General features: G+C 44.8%; 18 protein-coding genes and 1 pseudogene. 11 read left to right on the top strand and 8 right to left on the bottom strand.

Features of this window, described 5'->3' with window-relative positions; genetic code table 11:
* Positions 1–126 precede the first annotated feature (126 nt).
* Positions 127–1,965: an ABC transporter ATP-binding protein gene (locus C1S74_RS18235; RefSeq protein WP_045396587.1), complete on the top strand. Its 1,839-nt coding sequence runs from the start codon at positions 127–129 to the stop codon at positions 1,963–1,965.
* 646 nt (positions 1,966–2,611) lie between these two features.
* Positions 2,612–3,319 (top strand): DUF445 family protein, encoded by a 708-nt coding sequence (locus C1S74_RS18230; protein WP_045396585.1) that lies wholly within the window; start codon positions 2,612–2,614, stop codon positions 3,317–3,319.
* A gap of 69 nt (positions 3,320–3,388) precedes the next feature.
* Here C1S74_RS18230 and C1S74_RS18225 read toward each other — a convergent pair whose 3' ends face one another.
* Positions 3,389–3,865: an Lrp/AsnC family transcriptional regulator gene (locus C1S74_RS18225; protein WP_045396583.1), complete on the bottom strand. Its 477-nt coding sequence runs from the start codon at positions 3,863–3,865 to the stop codon at positions 3,389–3,391.
* Between the two features lie 322 nt (positions 3,866–4,187).
* On the opposite strand from C1S74_RS18225, the gene C1S74_RS18220 reads away from it, so the two are divergent.
* The gene (locus tag C1S74_RS18220; RefSeq protein ID WP_005428989.1) at positions 4,188–4,355 is read left to right on the top strand and encodes a hypothetical protein; all 168 of its coding nucleotides are present in this window, start codon (positions 4,188–4,190) and stop codon (positions 4,353–4,355) included.
* A gap of 7 nt (positions 4,356–4,362) precedes the next feature.
* Here C1S74_RS18220 and C1S74_RS18215 read toward each other — a convergent pair whose 3' ends face one another.
* Positions 4,363–4,611 carry a hypothetical protein gene (locus C1S74_RS18215; RefSeq protein WP_038871541.1) on the bottom strand — a complete coding sequence of 83 codons (249 nt, stop codon included), beginning with the start codon at positions 4,609–4,611 and terminating at the stop codon, positions 4,363–4,365.
* 448 nt (positions 4,612–5,059) lie between these two features.
* Between C1S74_RS18215 and C1S74_RS27135 the strand changes: the two are divergent.
* The 4 genes and pseudogenes from C1S74_RS27135 (at position 5,060) to C1S74_RS18195 (ending at position 7,005) form a co-directional block, all read left to right on the top strand.
* Positions 5,060–5,630, top strand: a pseudogene (locus tag C1S74_RS27135) (histidine phosphatase family protein).
* A gap of 40 nt (positions 5,631–5,670) precedes the next feature.
* Positions 5,671–6,195 (top strand): GNAT family N-acetyltransferase, encoded by a 525-nt coding sequence (locus C1S74_RS18205; protein WP_045396581.1) that lies wholly within the window; start codon positions 5,671–5,673, stop codon positions 6,193–6,195.
* A gap of 176 nt (positions 6,196–6,371) precedes the next feature.
* On the top strand, positions 6,372–6,734 hold the full coding sequence (locus C1S74_RS18200) for a hypothetical protein (protein WP_045396579.1): 363 nt from the start codon (positions 6,372–6,374) through the stop codon (positions 6,732–6,734).
* 76 nt (positions 6,735–6,810) lie between these two features.
* The gene (locus C1S74_RS18195; RefSeq protein WP_052437279.1) at positions 6,811–7,005 is read left to right on the top strand and encodes a hypothetical protein; all 195 of its coding nucleotides are present in this window, start codon (positions 6,811–6,813) and stop codon (positions 7,003–7,005) included.
* Positions 7,006–7,051: 46 nt separating this feature from the next.
* Here C1S74_RS18195 and C1S74_RS18190 read toward each other — a convergent pair whose 3' ends face one another.
* Positions 7,052–7,291 carry an RNA recognition motif domain-containing protein gene (locus tag C1S74_RS18190; protein WP_045396576.1) on the bottom strand — a complete coding sequence of 80 codons (240 nt, stop codon included), beginning with the start codon at positions 7,289–7,291 and terminating at the stop codon, positions 7,052–7,054.
* A gap of 148 nt (positions 7,292–7,439) precedes the next feature.
* Here C1S74_RS18190 and C1S74_RS18185 point away from each other — a divergent pair, with 148 nt between their 5' ends.
* Entirely contained in the window at positions 7,440–7,970 is a 531-nt protein-coding gene (locus C1S74_RS18185) for a GNAT family N-acetyltransferase (protein ID WP_045396574.1), read from the top strand.
* 825 nt (positions 7,971–8,795) lie between these two features.
* Positions 8,796–8,993: a ComEA family DNA-binding protein gene (locus tag C1S74_RS27085; RefSeq protein ID WP_308621770.1), complete on the top strand. Its 198-nt coding sequence runs from the start codon at positions 8,796–8,798 to the stop codon at positions 8,991–8,993.
* A gap of 76 nt (positions 8,994–9,069) precedes the next feature.
* Here the strand turns inward: C1S74_RS27085 and putP are convergent, their stop codons facing one another.
* The 4 genes from putP to C1S74_RS18155 form a co-directional block, all read right to left on the bottom strand.
* On the bottom strand, positions 9,070–10,563 hold the full coding sequence (gene putP, locus C1S74_RS18170) for a sodium/proline symporter PutP (RefSeq protein ID WP_038871553.1): 1,494 nt from the start codon (positions 10,561–10,563) through the stop codon (positions 9,070–9,072).
* A gap of 136 nt (positions 10,564–10,699) precedes the next feature.
* Positions 10,700–11,407 (bottom strand): 1-pyrroline-5-carboxylate dehydrogenase, encoded by a 708-nt coding sequence (locus C1S74_RS18165; RefSeq protein ID WP_045396568.1) that lies wholly within the window; start codon positions 11,405–11,407, stop codon positions 10,700–10,702.
* 11 nt (positions 11,408–11,418) lie between these two features.
* Positions 11,419–14,550 (bottom strand): bifunctional proline dehydrogenase/L-glutamate gamma-semialdehyde dehydrogenase PutA, encoded by a 3,132-nt coding sequence (putA, locus tag C1S74_RS18160; RefSeq protein WP_045396566.1) that lies wholly within the window; start codon positions 14,548–14,550, stop codon positions 11,419–11,421.
* Between the two features lie 414 nt (positions 14,551–14,964).
* Positions 14,965–15,774 (bottom strand): AraC family transcriptional regulator, encoded by an 810-nt coding sequence (locus C1S74_RS18155; protein WP_045396564.1) that lies wholly within the window; start codon positions 15,772–15,774, stop codon positions 14,965–14,967.
* A 1,044-nt stretch (positions 15,775–16,818) separates the two neighbouring features.
* On the opposite strand from C1S74_RS18155, the gene C1S74_RS18150 reads away from it, so the two are divergent.
* Positions 16,819–17,538 (top strand): helix-turn-helix transcriptional regulator, encoded by a 720-nt coding sequence (locus C1S74_RS18150; RefSeq protein WP_082038990.1) that lies wholly within the window; start codon positions 16,819–16,821, stop codon positions 17,536–17,538.
* 70 nt (positions 17,539–17,608) lie between these two features.
* Here the strand turns inward: C1S74_RS18150 and pdxH are convergent, their stop codons facing one another.
* Positions 17,609–18,244 carry a pyridoxamine 5'-phosphate oxidase gene (gene pdxH, locus C1S74_RS18145; protein WP_045396560.1) on the bottom strand — a complete coding sequence of 212 codons (636 nt, stop codon included), beginning with the start codon at positions 18,242–18,244 and terminating at the stop codon, positions 17,609–17,611.
* A 467-nt stretch (positions 18,245–18,711) separates the two neighbouring features.
* Between pdxH and C1S74_RS18140 the strand changes: the two genes are divergently transcribed.
* Positions 18,712–19,389 (top strand): response regulator transcription factor, encoded by a 678-nt coding sequence (locus C1S74_RS18140; RefSeq protein WP_045396558.1) that lies wholly within the window; start codon positions 18,712–18,714, stop codon positions 19,387–19,389.
* The last annotated feature ends 38 nt before the right edge of the window (positions 19,390–19,427 follow it).

The raw sequence follows: 19,427 nt of genomic DNA, 5'->3' as shown, positions 1-19,427 counted from the left end.
CTGCTTTTCTGGCTAGCAGACCACAATATGTCTTATCCCATACTCGGTATTAACTGCTTCGTCCAAGGCAGGAAGAATTGATGGATTCAATTGCTGAGATGGTAACTATTAACTTTAGGAAGAGTTATGTTTAAACGATTTGAAGGCTTTACCGAGCCGTTCCCCAAATCACAGCCTGACCAGCCCCCTACTGGGATTTTTGCGTTTTTGCGCCACTACACTCGTGGTTTTGAAAAACCGCTGATCATCATGTCGATCATGTCGACGATTGTCGCGATCGTGGAAGTGTCTCTATTTGGTGCCATGGGGCAGTTGGTTGATTGGCTGTCCACCAGCAATCCAGAAACCTTCTTACAAGACAACAAAAGCGACCTTATTTTTTATGGCTCCTTATTGCTTGTTGTCATGCCTATTTTGGTGGTGGTTTACTCGCTATTGATTCATCAGACTCTGTTGGGTAACTACCCAATGTCGGTGCGTTGGTTAGCACACCGGTATTTGCTCAATCAAAGCTTGAACTTCTATCAAGATGATTTTGCCGGGCGTGTGGCAACTAAGGTGATGCAAACCTCTTTGGCGGTGCGAGAAACCGTAATGAAGACGATGGACGTGTTTGTCTACGTCTTGGTTTACTTCACCAGCATCATCGTTATGTTGGCTGCCGCTGACTGGCGCTTGATGATTCCTATGTTGGTTTGGCTATTGGCATATATCGCGATTCAGATTCATTTTGTACCGAAGCTGAAAGACGTCGCCACCGAGCAAGCGGACGCTCGTTCTACCATGACCGGGCGCATTGTCGACAGTTACACCAACATTCAAACCGTGAAGTTATTCTCCCACAGCAAACGGGAAACCGAGTATGCAAAAGAGGGCATGAAGGGTTTCTTGAATACTGTGTACCGCCAAATGCGCTTAGTTACGGGTTTCGATGTCGCGGTAGAGATCTCCAACTATCTATTGGTGTTCTCGGTTGCTGCGCTATCGATTTACTTGTGGCTTGATAGTGCTATTAGTGTGGGGGCGATTGCGATTGCGATCAGCTTGGCACTGCGGATCAACGGTATGTCGATGTGGATCATGTGGGAAGTCGGTGCCTTGTTTGAAAACTTAGGCACTGTGGTAGATGGTATGAAAACACTGTCTAAACCTATCGACATCAAAGACAAAGACGACGCGAAAGATCTACAAGTGTCTCAAGGTGGTATCCACTTTGACAATGTCAGCTTCCATTATGGAGGGAACAAGGGGGTGATCAGCAACCTCGATCTCAATATCAAACCAGGTGAAAAAGTTGGCTTGGTTGGTCGCTCTGGGGCAGGTAAATCCACCTTAGTGAACTTGTTACTGCGTTTCCACGATGTGGAAGAAGGCAGCATCAAGATTGATGGACAAGAGATCTCGAGTGTAACGCAAGATTCTCTGCGCTCGAAGATTGGCATGGTAACGCAAGACACATCATTGCTGCACCGTTCAATCCGCGACAACATCTTGTATGGCAACCCAAATGCGACCGAGGAAGATTTGATCAAAGCGACCAAACAAGCGCATGCGCACGAGTTTATCGAAACCCTAACCGACCCGTTTGGCAACGTTGGGTACGACGCGCAAGTGGGTGAGCGTGGTGTGAAACTGTCTGGTGGCCAACGTCAACGTATCGCCATTTCGCGAGTGCTACTGAAAGACGCTCCTTTGTTGGTTCTTGATGAAGCGACCTCAGCATTAGATTCAGAAGTTGAAGCGGCAATTCAAGAAAGCCTGAACGAGCTAATGCAAGGTAAAACGGTTATTGCTATTGCACACCGTTTATCGACCATTGCCCAAATGGATCGTCTGATTGTTCTCGATAAAGGCAACATCGTCGAACAAGGTACACACAAAGAGTTGATCGCCAACAACGGTATTTATGCTCAACTTTGGGCACACCAAACCGGCGGTTTTCTTGGGGAAGAAGCAAATAGATAAGCCTCTCTCATAAAACCTCAACCAACAGAAACGGCGCTTAAAGCGCCGTTTTTATACCTTGTATCTATACCTGACAAAATCTTAAAGTCACCACACCAAAAGTGAAATTGATCACATTAAATCCCACATATGAAACAAATTTATGGATGAACATCACATTTTTTTCTGTTAATATAGCGCCCCGTTGCGTAATCGTAAGTAGTGGACACAACGCAGAGTATTGAGCTGGATTCATTTGTTATTTCACTTTTTGAGAAACAGCTATACTCAATTGATAGCTTAGTTATTAATCTAATAATAAGGTAATTGGCTTATGTGTAAATGTGGTTCAATGCAGATCGTACAAGTAAAACAAAGTTGGGCGGATAAGCTATTCGGCTACTCAGAACGCTGGAAATGCCAACTTTGCTGTAAGATCTTCCGCCTCTAAAAAACCAAAAAAAAAGACGCTTAGATTTTCTAAGAAAAAGCAGTGGCCCGACAATGGTTGTCGGGTTTTGTCTTTTTGGCCTTTAGCCAATATTGCGCTTCTTTATCAAGACTCCCCCGATAGACTTATTATTTTCGCGACCTAGCATCTCGGTGTAACTTAGTTATAGAATCATGCCCACTTATTCCTTCTTCAATTCATACATAATCGCTCACTATGAACAAAAGTTTGCTGACTAATATCCTTGCAATCACCTTAATGGGTGCGGGATACAATATTCAAAATGATTACCTTTGGTATGCGGGGTTGTTTGCGTTTTCTGGCGCAATTACCAATTGGCTAGCCATTCACATGCTGTTTGAGAAAGTACCGGGGCTCTATGGCTCAGGTGTCATTCCAGCACGATTCGAAGAATTCAAACTCGCCATCAAAAACTTGATGATGGATCAGTTCTTTACCGAAGCAAACATAGACCGTTTCCTCAACAAAGAAATGGCCGGGGGTGTAAACATCAACCTTCAACCCGTCATCGAGAAAGTGGACTTAAACCCAGCGTTTGACTCACTGGTTGAAGTCATCGAAGGCTCTCAGTTTGGCGGTATGCTTGCCATGTTTGGCGGTGCTGAAGCTCTGCAACCAATGAGACAGCCGTTTGTTGAAAAGATGCAGGAATCGATTGTAGAACTGAGTCAAAGTGACACTATCAAAGAAGCGTTAAAAGAACAGTTAGAATCGCCAGCAATGATGGATGAAATCAAACAAAACATCGAAAGCATTATCGATCAACGCCTGAGCGAACTTACTCCAGCCCTTGTCAAAGAAATCGTGCAGAAGATGATTAAAGAGCACTTAGGCTGGCTTGTCGTTTGGGGCGGTGTTTTTGGTGGTTTAATTGGTGTTATAACCACATGCGTTAGCGCATAGACTATTGCATGAACAAAATACTAAAGGAGCCACTTGGCTCCTTTTTCGTAACTAAAGAAACGGTTTGGTTTAGCTTAGTAGCTCTGGGTTTACACCAAATCCTGTCTTATGTTCCTCAATTACAACTTCACTACGAGTCTGAATCACACCCGGAAGCGTCCCGAGTTTGCTCGACATAAACTCTTGGTAAGCTTTCATGTTTTTCACTCTTACCTTAATCATGGTGTCAAAATCACCAGACAGTGAATAACACTCTTCAATCTCCGGCATCAACTCCACTGCTTTAGCAAATTTTTCAAAAATCGAGAAACTGGTTTGGTCGAGACGAATATGGATAAATACTTGCACATCCAGCCCTAACTTTTCAGCATTAAGCTCGGCATGATAGCCATTTATATAGCCTTCTTTTTCTAATCGCTTCACCCGCTCGGAGCAGGGTGATGTGGTTAGGTTTACCTGTTTTGCCAGTTCTACGACTGGAATTCGACCACGAGAATGCAGCACTCTCAAAATTTGCAAATCAATTCTGTCTAATTGATAACTCATTAACCACATCCCTGTAACAACTTAGGAGTCACCAGATTAATAGTTACTATTCAGTTTGCAAATAGTGATATCAACAACGTGTGAAACCTGTATGTATTTAACGTTTGCTCAGAACAAAAATTCATCAAATATTCAAAAAAAGAAAACATTCATGCATCTAATTTATAAATCAATCAACCAATATTGGCGACTTTATTAATAAGATAATTTTGTTAACAAAAAAATGGAATGATGAACTTTGGAGAGAAAAATATGAGCTTTAAAGAAAAGAAATGAGCCAAATGGTAAGGCAATAATAGGTAAAAATAATGAGGATAAAGCAATGTTAACCCTACAACTCGCGTACAAGCCATTTGGTGTTGGAGAATGGACATACACGACCGTTTCACACGAAGTCGCAAAATCTCTGGCGTCTGAATATGCCTCTTACGGCTGGCCAGTTATGATCGACGGATTGCCGTTTGCTACCGAGAAAGAACTCGCTGCCTAAACGCCGATTACATGATCGCTGATGTCTGTCGCGCTGGATGTTGAACCAATTCACCAATAGCGCGATGGTTACAGCAACGACAATAATATTGAGGCTCCATTTCGTAATAGTGTTCACCTGTTACGAACTTGGCCATCAGTTGTGTAAAACTCACTACCTTGCCACTCAGTGTCGCAATTTGCTCTGGTTCACAACGCTTCATGATCACTTTATGCTGCGTTGATCTTCTACAAGCTGAGCAATAAATATCCGGCATTACATCTCTCCCTGCTTTTTTCCTGTGCTACTGACAATTGACATATTTTGTTCAAAATAATTCCCCAATAAAAAAGCCCCTTTGTTTTTTTGTGTCCCACCTCCAAAAAAAACCTTTTTAGTGAGTAAAATTTGTGACCTTGGTCAGACATCAACTTTTGTACCTAATCTATGAAAAATAACGCTTATGTATGTAATTCTACGAGACATAGCACATAAGTTATTGTTAGCGTTTATTTTTTTACTCAACCCCATTCTCCCCGACCAACATTTCTTAAACAAATACACTTTAATCGGTTCAAATTTAAACAATTTACAGTGTGAATTTGATCCAGAAATATTGGAAAATCATAAAGATAGGAAGAAATTCAATCACCCTTTTGTTTGGGAAACGGATGCCATTCATCAACACGTTTACCAAACGAACAGAACAGACAAGGAAGTCTTAGATGATCCACATTACTTTTGTTCGCCATGGACGCTCACAGGCGGATGATTTATACGTTCACGAAGGACGTTTTGATAGTCCATTGACAGAAGTGGGTATCCAACAAGCAGAGCAAAGAGCAAAACAGTTTGTTGAAGAAGGGTACCAATACGACGCCATCCTAAGCAGTTCCTTACAACGCGCGCCACGTTGCAGAGATATTCTCTGAACACCTTAATGTCAACATGACAACCCACGATGAATTGATGGAGCGCGACAACGGACCATTGCAAGGCTTACCGTTTAACAAATCTGCAAATTCATACCCTAAAGCCGACTTTGTGAACCCTTATCAACCTTGCGTGGTTTCAGCTAATGAAGGGGAAAGCGACGTTGAACTTTATGCCCGAGCGAGCCTTGCACTGCAATCCATAATAAGACGTGGAAGTGGTCGATATTTGGTGGTGTCACATGGCCGCTTTCTCAGCACCATGTTTAATGTCATTTGCGGCAACCAGCCCAGAGCCAACGAGGCTGGTGTGAGATTTGCGTTTGATGATTTAGGCTACGTCGATACCACTTATTCAACCTGAATCTGATGTTTGGGTCATCCGATCCGTGAGGTAAGCCAACATGTCAAAACAACCGATACTCACCACTAACCGATTGATTCTTAGGCCCTTTGATTTCGATGACTGCGAACAAGTGGCTTTATTAGCAGGTGAAAAAGTTATCTCCGATATGACTGCCAATATTCCTCATCCATATGAACTGCCGATGGCAAAAGTGTGGATAGCTACGCATGCACCATTGTTTCAAGAGCATCGAGGAGTCTCATACGCCATAACATTGCGCAGCTCTGGTGAATTGCTTGGCGCAGTAAGCTTACCGCGCATCGAAAAGGGCTACGGCACTTTGGGTTATTGGTTAGGGGTTCCTTATTGGGGAAACGGTTACGCTTTTGAAGCGTCTAAAGCACTGATTGAGTTTGCTCAATCACACTTCGCTCTCTCGGGAATAAGAGTGATGCATTTGGTCGAAAATCAACGTTCTAAATCAGTGATACAAAAACTGAATGTCACTTATGTAGCGAACAAAATACTTGGCATGCAAGGTGCCGAGCGCGAGGTTTGCGTTTACCAAAAGACATTCAAATGAGCAGATTAAACCCGAAGGCGTTCCGCAAACCAAGGTAAAACTTAGAGTAACGTTGAGACGCACCTCTTAGATTTGTGGTCACGCAAACTAAGAAGTACGCATTCCACAATTCGCGACATTATGATGGCCGAGAATCTTGTATAGATACACCCAAAATAACAAACGGAGTTGTTGGCATGGAAAGCCTAGCAAGAACACTCAATCAACATGGATTCCGCAGTCAGGCGCTAGACAGAAAAGTCAAAGTTGAACTGGGAAGTTTCGGTCAGTTCGCATATGTCGTTAAAGATCATCAAAGCGGCCACTATTTGGTTCAAAGCTACCTAACCGTACAAATGGCAACGTTAATATTAATGCTGAGTGTGGGCTTATACGGATTAGTCACCAAGGGCAGTAGCATCAGCGCCATAATCGCCGCCATTTCTATCGGCGGATTATTCAATCTCATCTTAATTGAAGTAAAGGTACAACCACTCAAACGAATCTTGCGTGAACTGTCGAATACGGGGCTGAAGGAGGCAGGGGGTGGTCATTCATGAAACCTCTCAAAACATGCCTAGGAATAGCCCTTACTTACTGATTATCTAACTATTATCCTTATCCTACTTTGCCTACATGACAGACAAGTTAATCGAGTTAGGGTTAGTTTTTCTTGTAGTATTTGCTGTAAAACGACTGTCGAAAAGCTTCGAGTACTGCTTGTTTACTCCCAAAACCATCGATATGGATTCAAACTCTAACACGATTAAGTACCGTCAAGATTCGACGGTTTATTTCCGCGCACCGCTAGATGAGACAACCAAAGCCTGAATTAAAGGCACAAAAAAGCCAGCGGGGATGCTGGCTTCTCTCTGTATTAGTCTTGAGCGACTTTCACGCGGATTTTGCTTTTTGCTACGCTAGATAGGTTTAGCGCTTCAAGAGCAGAAATCGCTTCTGCTTCATCCGGCATGATCACAAAGCCAAAGCCTTTTGACAAACCCGTCTCTTGGTCAAGCACCAACGTACAAAGTTCTACTTTGCCGTACGCTGAGAACAATGCGCGCATATCTTGCTCGGTTGTTTCACGAGCTAAGTTTCTTACTAAAAGTTTCATAGTGAACCTAGTTGGTTTGATAACGGTTCGATTCTCTCAGTTTCTCCCTAGCAAACCAAGTGAATAATGTTAGACACACGACTAGAACATTCTAAGTACATCTGTTTAAATGACTTTTCGTTCATTTTTCACCCAAAGGAGAATTGATATGGAAACGAAACGTCTTAAGCTAATCCCCGCTTGTTTGGAACGTGCAGAAGAAGCACATCAAGCGGTTGTTCGTAGCCAGAAGACACTCGAAGTGTATCTTCCTTGGGTACCACATGTGCTGACACTAGAAGCCATGATTGAAGGAACAGAAAAAGCCATCGCTAACTTTGAAAATTTCGAAGAGGAACTGCGTTACTTCATCATCGAAAAAGAGAGTCATCGCCTGATTGGCGCCATTGGCTTGATGATTCGTGATCAAGAGGTTCCATCGTTTGAAATTGGCTACTGGTTAGATGATGCAGTAGTCGGTCATGGCTACATCTCCGAAGCTGTCCTCGAATTAGAGCGCTACGCCTTTGAAGACCTCGGCGCGAGACGAATTGCCATAACCGCTGATTCGACCAACCTGAAAAGCCGCGCTGTTGCTGAGCGCTGTGGTTATGAATTTGAAGGTGAACTAAGACACGATCGCCTCTCCACTTCAGGAGAGCTCAGTAACACGGTGGTGTATTCTAAAATCCGCCATTAAAAAGTAAGCCTCACGAAGAGGCTTATTAGGGCCTGTTGATCTTTCGTGGTTAAATTTTGTTCGGGTGGGGACGCCTAGTCAAAATCGTTTTAGGTGAGGCAAGAAGTGTGTCGCCTAGTCATTCTAAGCAAATACTCCTTAACAAAGCATAAAACGATTTTTGCGGGAGCGCCTAGCTCGAACCCTTTGGGCTGCGTTTGTTGGTCATTTCTACTGCGTTATCGACTTTTTATGTAGGCTAACTACACATCAAAGCCTCTGCCTTATATAAATACCCAACAATTCGCTGCAAAAATCAGCTCGAAAGGTCAACAGGCCCTAGTGATTTAACGTTTTTACTATACCTCAGAAATTCTATTTCTGATTTCAGAAGCGCCTTTATAACTGCAACCTTGAGACAACAACGAAGAATTCCCTGTCTATACTGATCGGGACATTCATCACAAACAAGGACTGACTATGAAGAAGTGGATTCTGGCGCTACTGATGCTGTGCGTGTTACCAGGTTATACCTATGCCGCCACGACGAGCACCAAAGATGCAATAAAGAAATGTGAAACCAAATACAAAAGCGACAGCAGCAAGAAAGCCGACTGTATTAAAAAGGTGAAAGCCAACGCAAAGAAATCATCATCCACCAGCAGTAAGACAGTAAAAAAAGACGTCAATCAAGTCTGTAAAGATAAATATCCGAACGACAAAACCAAGCAAAATACTTGTCTATCAAACGCGAAAGACAAAGCCAAAAAAACCAAAGATAAGACAGCTTCAAGTTACGACAAGAATAAGTCGAAAACCACCAGTACGGCTTCAACCAAGAAAGACCTGAAAGCTGTGAATGTAAACAGGGCTTCTGCTTCTGAGTTAGCAGCCTCTTTGCCAGGTGTTGGCGAGAAAAAAGCACAAGCCATCATTGACTATCGCAAGAAGAACGGGAAATTTAAAAACGCGAGTGATTTAACCAATGTGCCTGGGCTCGGTGATGCATCTGTAGCTAAGATGAAGCCATACCTTAAGTTCTAGATCACACCGCTTTGTATAAAGTACTGAAGCAAAAAAGCCCGCGATGGTCGCGGGCTTTGCTTTAATTTGAGAAGCGTTAGTCTAATTCAACCAACTTCTTCTGGTACTCTTTGTGTTGCTCTAGTACGTCTTGCGCAGCACCGCCAGTCATTTTGCTCACAACCACGATAGCGATCGTAGAGAAGATGATGCCCGGTACGATTTCGTATACGTCGAACCAACCGCCTGTTAGTTGTTTCCAAACAACGATAGTCACGCCACCGATTAGGATACCTGCTAGTGCGCCGTTGCGGTTCATACCACTCCAATAAAGGCTAAGCACAACTGCCGGGCCAAATGCAGCACCAAAGCCTGCCCAAGCGTAAGATACAAGACCGAGAACAGAGCTATCTGGCGTCATTGCTAGGAATAGCGCGATAAGAGAAATCACGATAACACCTACACGACCAATCATTACCACTTCTTCAGATGTTGCATCTGGTTTAATCACTTGCTTGTAGAAGTCTTCTGCAAGAGCAGATGAAGATACTAGAAGTTGTGAATCCGCAGTACTCATTACCGCCGCAAGAATTGCCGCCAGTAGGATACCTGCAATCACTGGGTGGAATACCGTATTCACCAATAGCATGAAGATTTTCTCACCATCATCCAGTTGCGTACCAGGGTGACCTGTTACCCACACTAGACCAACAAGACCCACAAGCATTGCACCCGCCATAGACAGCGCAGTCCAACCCACAGCGATACGACGCGCTGTTGTTAGGTCTTTGTTTGAACGAGAAGCTTTAAAACGCGCTAGGATATGTGGCTGACCAAAGTAGCCCAGGCCCCAAGCCGCTAGCGAAATGATCGCGATAGCCGATAGAGGTTCACCTTTCACATCGTTCCATAGCGTTAATAGCTCTGGGTTGATGTTGTGCATGTCAGTCGCTAGTTGACCTAGACCGCCGTCCATTACAGCAACAGGCACAATCATCAGTGCCGCCGCCATCAATAGACCTTGCACTAAATCCGTCCAAGATACCGCCAGGAAGCCACCAAATAGCGTGTACGAAACCACACACACGGTGCCGATGATAACGGCAATGCTGTAATCTAAGCCGAATACGGTTTCAAACAGTTTACCCCCTGCAACCAAGCCTGAGCTGGTGTAGAAAAGGAAGAATAAAAGAATGAAGAACGCAGAGATTGTCTGAATCAGTTTCGACTTATCGTTGAAGCGACGCGACAGGAACTCAGGCAGCGTTAGTGAATCGGTTTGAATACTATACGTACGTAGACGCTTCGCATTGATCAACCAGTTTGCCCACGTACCCAGTAGCAGACCACCCGCTAGCCAGAACGCTTCGATACCTGCTGCATACGCATACCCCGGAAGACCCAGCAGCAACCAACCACTCATGTCTGATGCGCCCGCAGAGAGTGCCGCTGGCCATGGACCAAGGCTACGACCACCTAGGAAGTAGTCAGATGAATTGGAAGTCCTCTTATACGCGTAAACGCCAATGGCAACCATAATTAGTAAATACGCCACAAAAGTGGTCGTGATAGCAAAGCTATTTTCTATCATTTGATAGTCCTCGTTATAATTATTTCCTTCCTTGTTTCTTCGGGTATTTTGCCGTCTCAGCAATACACCAGAACAAGAGATACCAACCCGAGTAAGCTCTCAGGCTCTTTTATTCAGATTGGTATCACAAGTCAGGTTAGTGGGAGTCGCTTCCCAACTCGAGTAGAGTCGCGTTACCGCCCACTGCTGTAATATTTATCGTTCGAGTACGCTCGGTAATGAAGCGCAACGACAGATGAGGATCATGAGTCAATGTCGGTGACTCTAAATCCGTTTCAGAAACTAAACCGACGATGGCACCGTCACGCTTAGCCAGTTGTAGGTTAAGCGCATGCTCAACCTGTGAATGCCCAACATAACCAACACTACGTACGTCACTGTCTAACAGCGGGGAAGACGCGTCGTACGCAACCACTTCGATTAAGTTAGATGGGAAGTTTGCTGACGTTACAGCCTGCTTAACCATCTGATTAAGTTCTGTATTGTCACTACAAATCACCACACTGTTGCCTGCAATCAAAGCACAGGTGATCATTGCAAAAGTGCTGTACAGTGCGTTCTCAGTATTCGCTAGGTTGTTTTCACAAACGACCAAAGCCACACCACGCCCCGCCGCGTACAGCTCGTTAGTTTCGCCCGTAGGGCCCACTAACTGATGAGTTTCTGCTAACAGAGCTGACGCTTGTTGCAAGTGGTAAGACACCACTTTGCCAGCCACGCTATGCTGCTCTTCTATCGCAGATTTAAATGCCAGCAAATGCTCACATTTGTAATCAAAATCGGTCAGATTCCACTGCTCCCAAGCAGAGAATGCATCTTTAAAATACGTGATCTGATGAACCATAATGCGACTCCTTACGCCTTCTCTGCTTGAACAAGATGTTGTTTAGTAAAGCGGTATAGGTAGTGAGGACCACCTGCCTTCGGACCCGTACCCGACAAACCCTGGCCACCAAATGGCTGAACGCCAACCACCGCACCAACCTGATCGCGGTTGATGTAGCAGTTACCCACGCGAGCGTGTTTTTCAATCCAACGGTAAGTGGTTTCGTTACGGCTGTGGATGCCCATTGTGAGGCCAAAACCGGTTTGGTTGATTTGCTCAACCACGTTTGGCAACTCAGACGCTTTAAAGCGAACAATGTGCAAGATAGGGCCGAATTGCTCTTCTTTCAGAACATCAATGCCCGAGATTTCGAACGCACTTGGCGACACAAAATCACCGTGCTGGCACGTTTCATCCAATTGCAATTGAGCAACTTTGGTTTGTGTGCTTGTCATGTGCTCTAGGTGAGCAAGGAGTTTATTTTTTGCATTGCTGTCGATAACCGGCCCTACATCCGTTTTGTGTAGGTAAGGAATACCAACATGCAGCTCATTCATTGCACCTTGGATAAGGTTGATGATGCGATCCGCAACGTCTTCTTGAACGAACAGAACGCGCAGAGCAGAACAACGTTGACCTGCAGAAGCGAAAGCGGAACGAATCACGTCACGCACAACTTGTTCTGGCAGTGCGGTACTATCCACAATCATGGCGTTTTGACCGCCAGTTTCAGCGATAAACGGTACTGGCTTCGCGCTCCGCTCGGCAAGCGTTACGTTGATGCGCTGCGCCGTTGCTGTCGAACCAGTAAATGCCACGCCTGCAATCGCATCGTGAGATGTCAGTGCATGACCAATTTCACCACCACGACCTGGCAATAACTGAATCACACCCGCCGGGAAGCCGGCTTCTAGCATCAGTTCAATCGCACGTGCTGCAATCAAACTGGTTTGCTCAGCTGGCTTAGCCACAACTGTGTTACCTGCAACCAATGCCGCGGTGACTTGACCAAGGAAAATCGCCAGAGGGAAGTTCCATGGGCTGATACAAACGAATACGCCTAAACCTTCGCGGCTAGACATGCGCTTCACGCCATCAAAGCCTTCCAACTCAAATGATTGAAGGTTTTGCGCTTGTTTCGCGTAGTAACGACAGAAATCGACCGCTTCACGCACTTCATCAATGCTGTCATGAATCGTCTTACCCGCTTCTTGGTGACAAATCGCCACCAGCTCCGCAAGATTTTCTTCCATCAGATCCGCAAGCTTGTCTAGGCACGCCGCTTTTTGTTCAATAGCGGTGTCTTTCCATTCAGGGAATGCTGCGTCAGCCGCTTCGATTGCAGCGGAAACATGATCAAGGGTAGCGAAAGCTACCTGACCCACTTCGATACGGCGATCATAAGGGGCAGTAATGATCTCTGCGGAGTTTTCCTTGATCATGCTTTCGGCATGTTTTTCGCCGTTGATGATCGGGCCCGCAGTCCACTTCTGGGTTAGGAAGCTTTCAACCTGCGCTTCAAACGGCTTCGCTTCGCTGTCGATATCAACGTTCACACCGTATGAGTTTTTACGCTCAGGGAAGATGCCGGTTGGCATTGGAATTTGACCGTTGTGCAAGGTATCAAAAGAGGTCAACACATCAACAGGGTGGTGCGTCAGCTCTGAAATTGGGCAACGCGCGTCCACTAAACGGTGCACAAACGAACTGTTCGCGCCGTTTTCTAGTAAGCGGCGAACTAAGTAAGGCAGTAGATCCGCATGGCTACCGACTGGCGCGTAAATACGTACTGGCTGACCATAAGTGTCCATTACATGGTTATAAAGCGAATCGCCCATACCATGCAGACGTTGGAATTCGTAATCTTTGTGCTCTGCCATTACAGCAATCGCAGTAACAGTGTGTGCGTTGTGGCTAGCAAACTGCGGGAAGATATTGCCACGAACACCTTCACTCAATAGGAAACGCGCACACGCTAGGTAAGCAACATCCGTCGCTTCTTTGCGCGTGTAAACTGGGTAGTTCTCGTAGCCTGCTTGTTGTGACCACTTAATTTCGCTGTCCCAGTACGCGCCTTTTACGAGACGCAGTGGGATCAGATCGCCCTGCTCTTTCGCTAGACCGTTTAGCCATACGAGTACAGGCAGTGCACGTTTCGAGTAGGCTTGAACCACCAGACCAAACTTGCCCCAACCTTTCACTAGGTCGCTGCGGTACAGTTTTTCAAACAGTTTGAGTGACAGCTCTAAACGATCAGCTTCCTCTGCATCAATCGTAATGGCAACATCCACTTCGATAGCGCGCTTAAGCAGTTGCGTCAGAGTGTCGTAAAGCTCAGTCATCACGCGTTCTTCATTCGCCACTTCGTAACGTGGATGAAGTGCAGAAAGCTTGATAGAAACAGAAGGAGCCGGACTCGTGTCACTGCCATACGTTTCACGACCTACGGCTTCAATCGCCATTAGGTAGTCTTTGAAGTACTTGCTTGCGTCTGCCGTGGTCAGCGCCGCTTCACCCAACATATCGAATGAGTAAGTGAAACCTTTGTCGCGCATTGGGCGACCGTTCTTTTGTGCTTCTTCAATCGTACGACCACGTACAAACTGATGACCCATGATCTTCATTGCCTGATACATGGCTTTACGAATCACAGGTTCAGAGAATTTGTTCACCAGACGGTTTACAGCCTGACTTGGGCTCTGGGTTTCTTGGTCACCAATACCAATCACTTTACCTGTCAGCATCAAACCCCAAGTTGAGGCGTTAACGAATACCGAATCAGAACTCTTAAGGTGAGATTTCCAGTCAGCAACGCTTAACTTGTCTTTAATCAGTGCATCGGCCGTCGCTGAATCCGGAATACGCATCAACGCTTCTGCAAGACACATCAACAAGATGCCTTCTTGAGTATCTAGGCTGTATTCCAACAACAGCGCATCAATCATCTGAATTGACTTCTTATCGGCACGAATGGCTTCGATAAGCTGAGTTGTTTGGGTCGTGATTGCCGACTTTTCTTCCGCTGTCGGCGTTGCTAGTGGCAATAATTGCTCTAGCCATTGAGACTCGTCCACCATGTACAATGGCGAGATCAGTGACCACAACTTATCAAGCGGTTGCTCGATAAATTCCGGTGTTAACACGTTTGTTGCAGTAAACATGCGTTTTCCTCAATCTCTCTCCTCGAAAACCGCTTCGAGGATCATCAATGGCTGGCAGTGTATTTTGAGCCCGAGAAGAATACTTGTCAAAAACTCCGAGCTTTTTGCTAAAAACTCGCTTTTATAACAAAACATCTACATAGTCACACGCAATTAGATAATATATTGTGTTGTAAAAATTAATTTTTGCATGTCATTTACAACAAAAGCAGACAGGTTTTGGGCAATTTTTATTTGAAATAAGAAGGATTTAGATTGTGATTTTGTGAGGAATGGGCAAAACACTGAAAATTTAAAGGGGAATTACGCAAAAAAGTTCGACTTTCCTGTGCAAATGCAGACGTAAAAAAGCCGCGACCAATGCGCGGCGTTCTATCAATAAGCAACCAGACGAACAAAAAGAAAGATATTTTATTAACTCTGTCTCTTATACTGCGAAGGTGACAAACCTTGTAAACGAGTAAAGGTATGCGTGAAAGTACTTTGGCTAGAAAAACCTGTAAATTCGGCTATCTGACCGAGCGTAAGGTGGCCTTGCTCAATCAAATCACGTGCCATGTCGATACGCTTACCAAGTACATACTGATGCGGCGTTATACCCATTTGCTCTTTGAATAAGCTGTGGAACTGGCTCTCACCCAAAAACACACTACCCGCCAACTGCGCAACACTGATTTTATGACTCAAATGCTGCTCGATATAACGATCTATCGCATCCAAATCGAATCGTGAATCTTTCTTTGATGTTTCAAATGCGGAGATATGACGTTGCATCAACGCAATCACAGTGTCGTTACAAGCGCGACTAAGCAGCAAATCATCAGGATGATTACGCATCTCCTGTACCAGCATCTGAATCAGCTTTTGGATTTGACCATCCAGTTGGAAGTAAAGATGAGAGCGCTCTAGATTGTTGATTTTCTGCAGCATCTCGGGGTTATCATTGGCAGGCTTGGGCATATTGAGCACCAAAATGTCTGATTGATGAATCACCCCACCGAAAGCATGATCAGAGGAGGCCGTTACGATGCAACCTTGTCCCGGACCAACTAAATTGCCCTGTCCACGAACTTCAAATTCCGCTTGGCCTTTCAAACCGATCACGATCTGCGTGTAAGCATGATCATGGCAATCCATATAAGACGGAAGCGTGATCAACTCTGCTGGTTTAGGCAGCGTGATCTCTTTATACAGCGGGGCTTTCGGGTTATTTGAATCACTCATTTAAAACAGTCGTCTTTCACGGTCGGCTTACACCTTGGCATCATATACCTTCTCGGTGGGGTTGCAAATCTTCCCCAACTCAATCGCACAAGATCAAACCAGCACGATCAAGGCACTCTACATGATCATAGTTCCGGAACGATGATCATGTAAGAGTAACTTACGGTCAATGTGCAACCAATTTTTTTAACAAAAACGGATAGATAGTCAAAATTACTAAAGTTGAGACGGCTCGACTCAAAAGATCTTTACCGTCGAAATGCGCATCAATGTATACCCAAGTGACTTCAAGATGCAGGATTCAGAGCGTTGCCATTGATTCGAGAGCAAGGAAAACAACGCAGTGTAATAGCCAGCTCTTTCCAAGTTGTTAGACGCAGCAATCGGGGCAATGACACGCTCCCAAAAGGGCGAGTTGACTTGGCTTGTATACTTTGTTGCCGATTCTTGATTTAGAGTAACTAGATCTTTAAATCGCCGCCGCGTCTACAAACCAAGTCATTCTCGCTGAACCTAGCATCTCGAGGTTACTTGGGTATAAATACCATCATGAAAATTACGATCGAAAGCGCATGAATTAACCAGAAAACAGCAACATAGAGGGAATTCCCCCCTTACCAATATACGCTCAATTCAATACATTAGACCTCGAGCTCTAGGATGCATACGACCCTGAACTCACCGGTATCTACTTGATACCTCTAACTTACTTAGCAGACCCTCGCTATGTAATTTAGAACCTCTTCTACACGTCGACAAGATTATATCTTGTGTTGCCAGCCCGTCTTCAGGCTGGCTTTTTTTTGCTTTACGCCAATGAAAACAATGGCATAATCTGATATTATATGGGCCACCTCACCGTATCCTGAGCTTAATCATCACGCTGAGCTAACTTGATCTATCTTCTCTCTTTTCCAGTTTGTCTGGCGCAATTCCTGAAAGCATGATCAAGGAACGATTTCGTAAGAGAAATTTCAGGATAATCGAAGTGAGAACACTGACCTGCAATGAAGCAGGCGATACGTAGCAGTAGTGAGCCCTCTTGTGAATATTCCAGTCAATACCATAGAACAGTCGCTCCTCCGACAGCTACCGGGTTGTTGGGGATGCAAAGATAAAGCGTCAGTATTCCGATATGTGAATCAGGAATACGCAAAATTGATAGGCTACGATTCACCTGAAGCCTGTATTGGAAAGACAGACTTTGAAATGGCGAGCCCAACCATTGAGTGTGCAAAAGAGTTTCAAGAGCAAGATAAGCATGTTATTGAGACTGGCGAGTCACTGAAGATCCTCGATATCCACCCCTATCCTGATGGTCATTGGCGAGCGCATATCTTTACCAAAACGCCTTGGCGAGATGACGATGGCAACATAATTGGCACCATCTTTTATGGGCGTGAACTGACCGACACCGCGGTAATTGAAGTTGGCTACTGGGTTTGTCGAGCCATTGGTGGAAACCCGAGCAAAAAATCAATCTTCCGCTTTTCTAACCTGAAACCCGAGCCTGAAAAGCTGACCTGCCGTGAGCAAGAAACTTTATTCTTATTGCTGTATGGAAAAAAACCGCAATTCATCTCTCAGGTCATGGGCATTTCCACTAAAACAGTAGAAGGTCATGTAGCGCGTTTGCGCACCAAGTTTGAAGCCAACAGCAAGAATGAGTTGATCGACAAAGCGATGGAAGCAGGTTACGGATCCATTGTGCCAAAGACCTTGTTGAAACATCAGTTGTCCGTTGTACTCAATGGAGAACGCTGATTCTTGCTTTCGCAAAAACAAAAACACCGCCGAATTTGGCGGTGTTTCTCTATTCTTTGTGTTCGTGTGATTATGGCGCAAGGCGATCAATGTCCCACGTCCCTTCTTGATTCGAGAACAAAAAACGATCGTGCAAACGGTGCTCACCACCTTGCCAAAACTCAATACTTTGCGGTTTAACGCGGAAGCCCCCCCAGAAGGTCGGCATTGGGATTTCCCCTTTCGCAAACTTCTGTTTCAGTTCGAGGAATTTACCTTCCAACACACCACGAGCCGAAATACGGCTGCTCTGTTTGCTGGCAATAGCCGCAAGTTGGCTATCTTTCGGGCGAGAAGTGAAATACTTCATGTTCTCCATCGGCGTTAACTTTTCAACCACACCGGTGATGTGAACCTGACGCTCAAGCGGATGCCACGGGAAATGTAGGCTGATGTTACTATTGTGCCCAAGCTGCTGCGCTTTACGGCTGCCTAAGTTGGTGTAGAACACAAAGCCATCTTTATCGACACTTTTCAGCAGTACGATACGTTGAAATGGCATGCCATTCTCATCAACCGTGGCAACGGTCATTGCCGTAGGGTCAGTCAAGCCAGCTTCTACCGCTTGCGCTAACCACAGATTAAATTGATCGACAGGATCCGCTTTTAAATCTTTACGACGCAGTCCACCTTTCGTGTACTCACGACGAATATCAGCAAGTTCCATCTTCACTCCTTCACTCGTTTTTTCCGATTGTGCGCTCGATGATACTGAAATACAAGGATTGCACAGAGGGATACCAAAAGACTTAGTACGAGTCGTACACATGGAGTACTACAAACATCCACCATAAGGGGAACGAAGCATATTAATTGGAGGTAGATCTCACTGCAATTAGAGTCATCAGGTTGATGAAAGTTTGTGAAAATACATAATGTGAAGTCATTCCAAAATAATATTGCTCAGAGGCTTACAGCTCAACACAATAAAACACATCAAAGGCCACAAACAAATTAGGCATTACAATTGGTACAACAAGTTTTACCACTCGATTGCCTTACGCTTATCACGGTGACAGCAAAGCCCTTAATCCCATTTTTGAGGTCATTTCGTTATACTAAACAATACACATAATAAAAGTGGCATAACCACACAACCAACAAAAACAACGTTGCTAGGAAATATAATTGCTTATGGACAAGTTAAAACTGTTCGAACTCTCTAACCAATTGAGGTGCGCTGAAAATTCCGACGCCATTCACACATGGTTTGGTGAATTACAGAATGAAATCGATTTTGAGTTCAGTATTCTCGGTTTATTCGGTGATGATTACAGCCCTGATCCCGTTTGTTATGGATTTTCTCCAGACCAATTTGCTAACTGCTTTAGTAAGAAGACCGCAGAAAGCGACCCATTGATCGCAGCCCTACAACAATCGAATCACGGAATCATGGCGTTAATGGATTCTCATACCCACCCAGATTATGGTAAACGCTTACTGCTAGCCGGTTATCACGGAGATAAAAAAGCCATATACCTCACCTCATTTGGTAATCGTCAACCTTCAAGTGAAGAAGTTGATGCACTGTATCTACTCACACCTCATCTATATATGGCATCCGGTTATTTATCCGGCAAGGTAAAAGAAACCAATGCTCTTCCTCCCCCTACCAACGCACTCACTAACCGAGAGTGTGAGTTGCTACCTTGGCTTAAACTTGGAAAAAGTAATTGGGAGATCAGCCGACTATTAAATATCAGTGAACGTACTGTGAAATACCACCTTCAGAACATTTACCAGAAATTGGACGTTCACAATCGTACTCATGCAGTATCGAAAGCGATCGAATTGGGCTGGTATGAAGATTAAAAAAGGCTTAGGAACTAGTCTCCTAAGCCCAAGGTACA

It is taken from the genome of Vibrio hyugaensis, from assembly GCF_002906655.1.
GTDB classification, from domain to species: domain Bacteria; phylum Pseudomonadota; class Gammaproteobacteria; order Enterobacterales; family Vibrionaceae; genus Vibrio; species Vibrio hyugaensis.
This window is presented reverse-complemented; position numbering and strand designations above follow the sequence as displayed.

Bases quoted from the DNA above. Each gene is read 5' to 3' on its own strand.
- C1S74_RS18235 (WP_045396587.1), top strand. From the start codon at position 127: ATGTTTAAACGATTTGAAGGCTTTACCGAGCCGTTCCCCAAATCACAG.
- C1S74_RS18230 (WP_045396585.1), top strand. From the start codon at position 2,612: ATGAACAAAAGTTTGCTGACTAATATCCTTGCAATCACCTTAATGGGT.
- C1S74_RS18225 (WP_045396583.1), bottom strand. From the start codon at position 3,865: ATGAGTTATCAATTAGACAGAATTGATTTGCAAATTTTGAGAGTGCTG.
- C1S74_RS18220 (WP_005428989.1), top strand. From the start codon at position 4,188: ATGTTAACCCTACAACTCGCGTACAAGCCATTTGGTGTTGGAGAATGG.
- C1S74_RS18215 (WP_038871541.1), bottom strand. From the start codon at position 4,611: ATGCCGGATATTTATTGCTCAGCTTGTAGAAGATCAACGCAGCATAAA.
- C1S74_RS18205 (WP_045396581.1), top strand. From the start codon at position 5,671: ATGTCAAAACAACCGATACTCACCACTAACCGATTGATTCTTAGGCCC.
- C1S74_RS18200 (WP_045396579.1), top strand. From the start codon at position 6,372: ATGGAAAGCCTAGCAAGAACACTCAATCAACATGGATTCCGCAGTCAG.
- C1S74_RS18195 (WP_052437279.1), top strand. From the start codon at position 6,811: ATGACAGACAAGTTAATCGAGTTAGGGTTAGTTTTTCTTGTAGTATTT.
- C1S74_RS18190 (WP_045396576.1), bottom strand. From the start codon at position 7,291: ATGAAACTTTTAGTAAGAAACTTAGCTCGTGAAACAACCGAGCAAGAT.
- C1S74_RS18185 (WP_045396574.1), top strand. From the start codon at position 7,440: ATGGAAACGAAACGTCTTAAGCTAATCCCCGCTTGTTTGGAACGTGCA.
- putP (WP_038871553.1), bottom strand. From the start codon at position 10,563: ATGATAGAAAATAGCTTTGCTATCACGACCACTTTTGTGGCGTATTTA.
- C1S74_RS18165 (WP_045396568.1), bottom strand. From the start codon at position 11,407: ATGGTTCATCAGATCACGTATTTTAAAGATGCATTCTCTGCTTGGGAG.
- putA (WP_045396566.1), bottom strand. From the start codon at position 14,550: ATGTTTACTGCAACAAACGTGTTAACACCGGAATTTATCGAGCAACCG.
- C1S74_RS18155 (WP_045396564.1), bottom strand. From the start codon at position 15,774: ATGAGTGATTCAAATAACCCGAAAGCCCCGCTGTATAAAGAGATCACG.
- pdxH (WP_045396560.1), bottom strand. From the start codon at position 18,244: ATGGAACTTGCTGATATTCGTCGTGAGTACACGAAAGGTGGACTGCGT.
- C1S74_RS18140 (WP_045396558.1), top strand. From the start codon at position 18,712: ATGGACAAGTTAAAACTGTTCGAACTCTCTAACCAATTGAGGTGCGCT.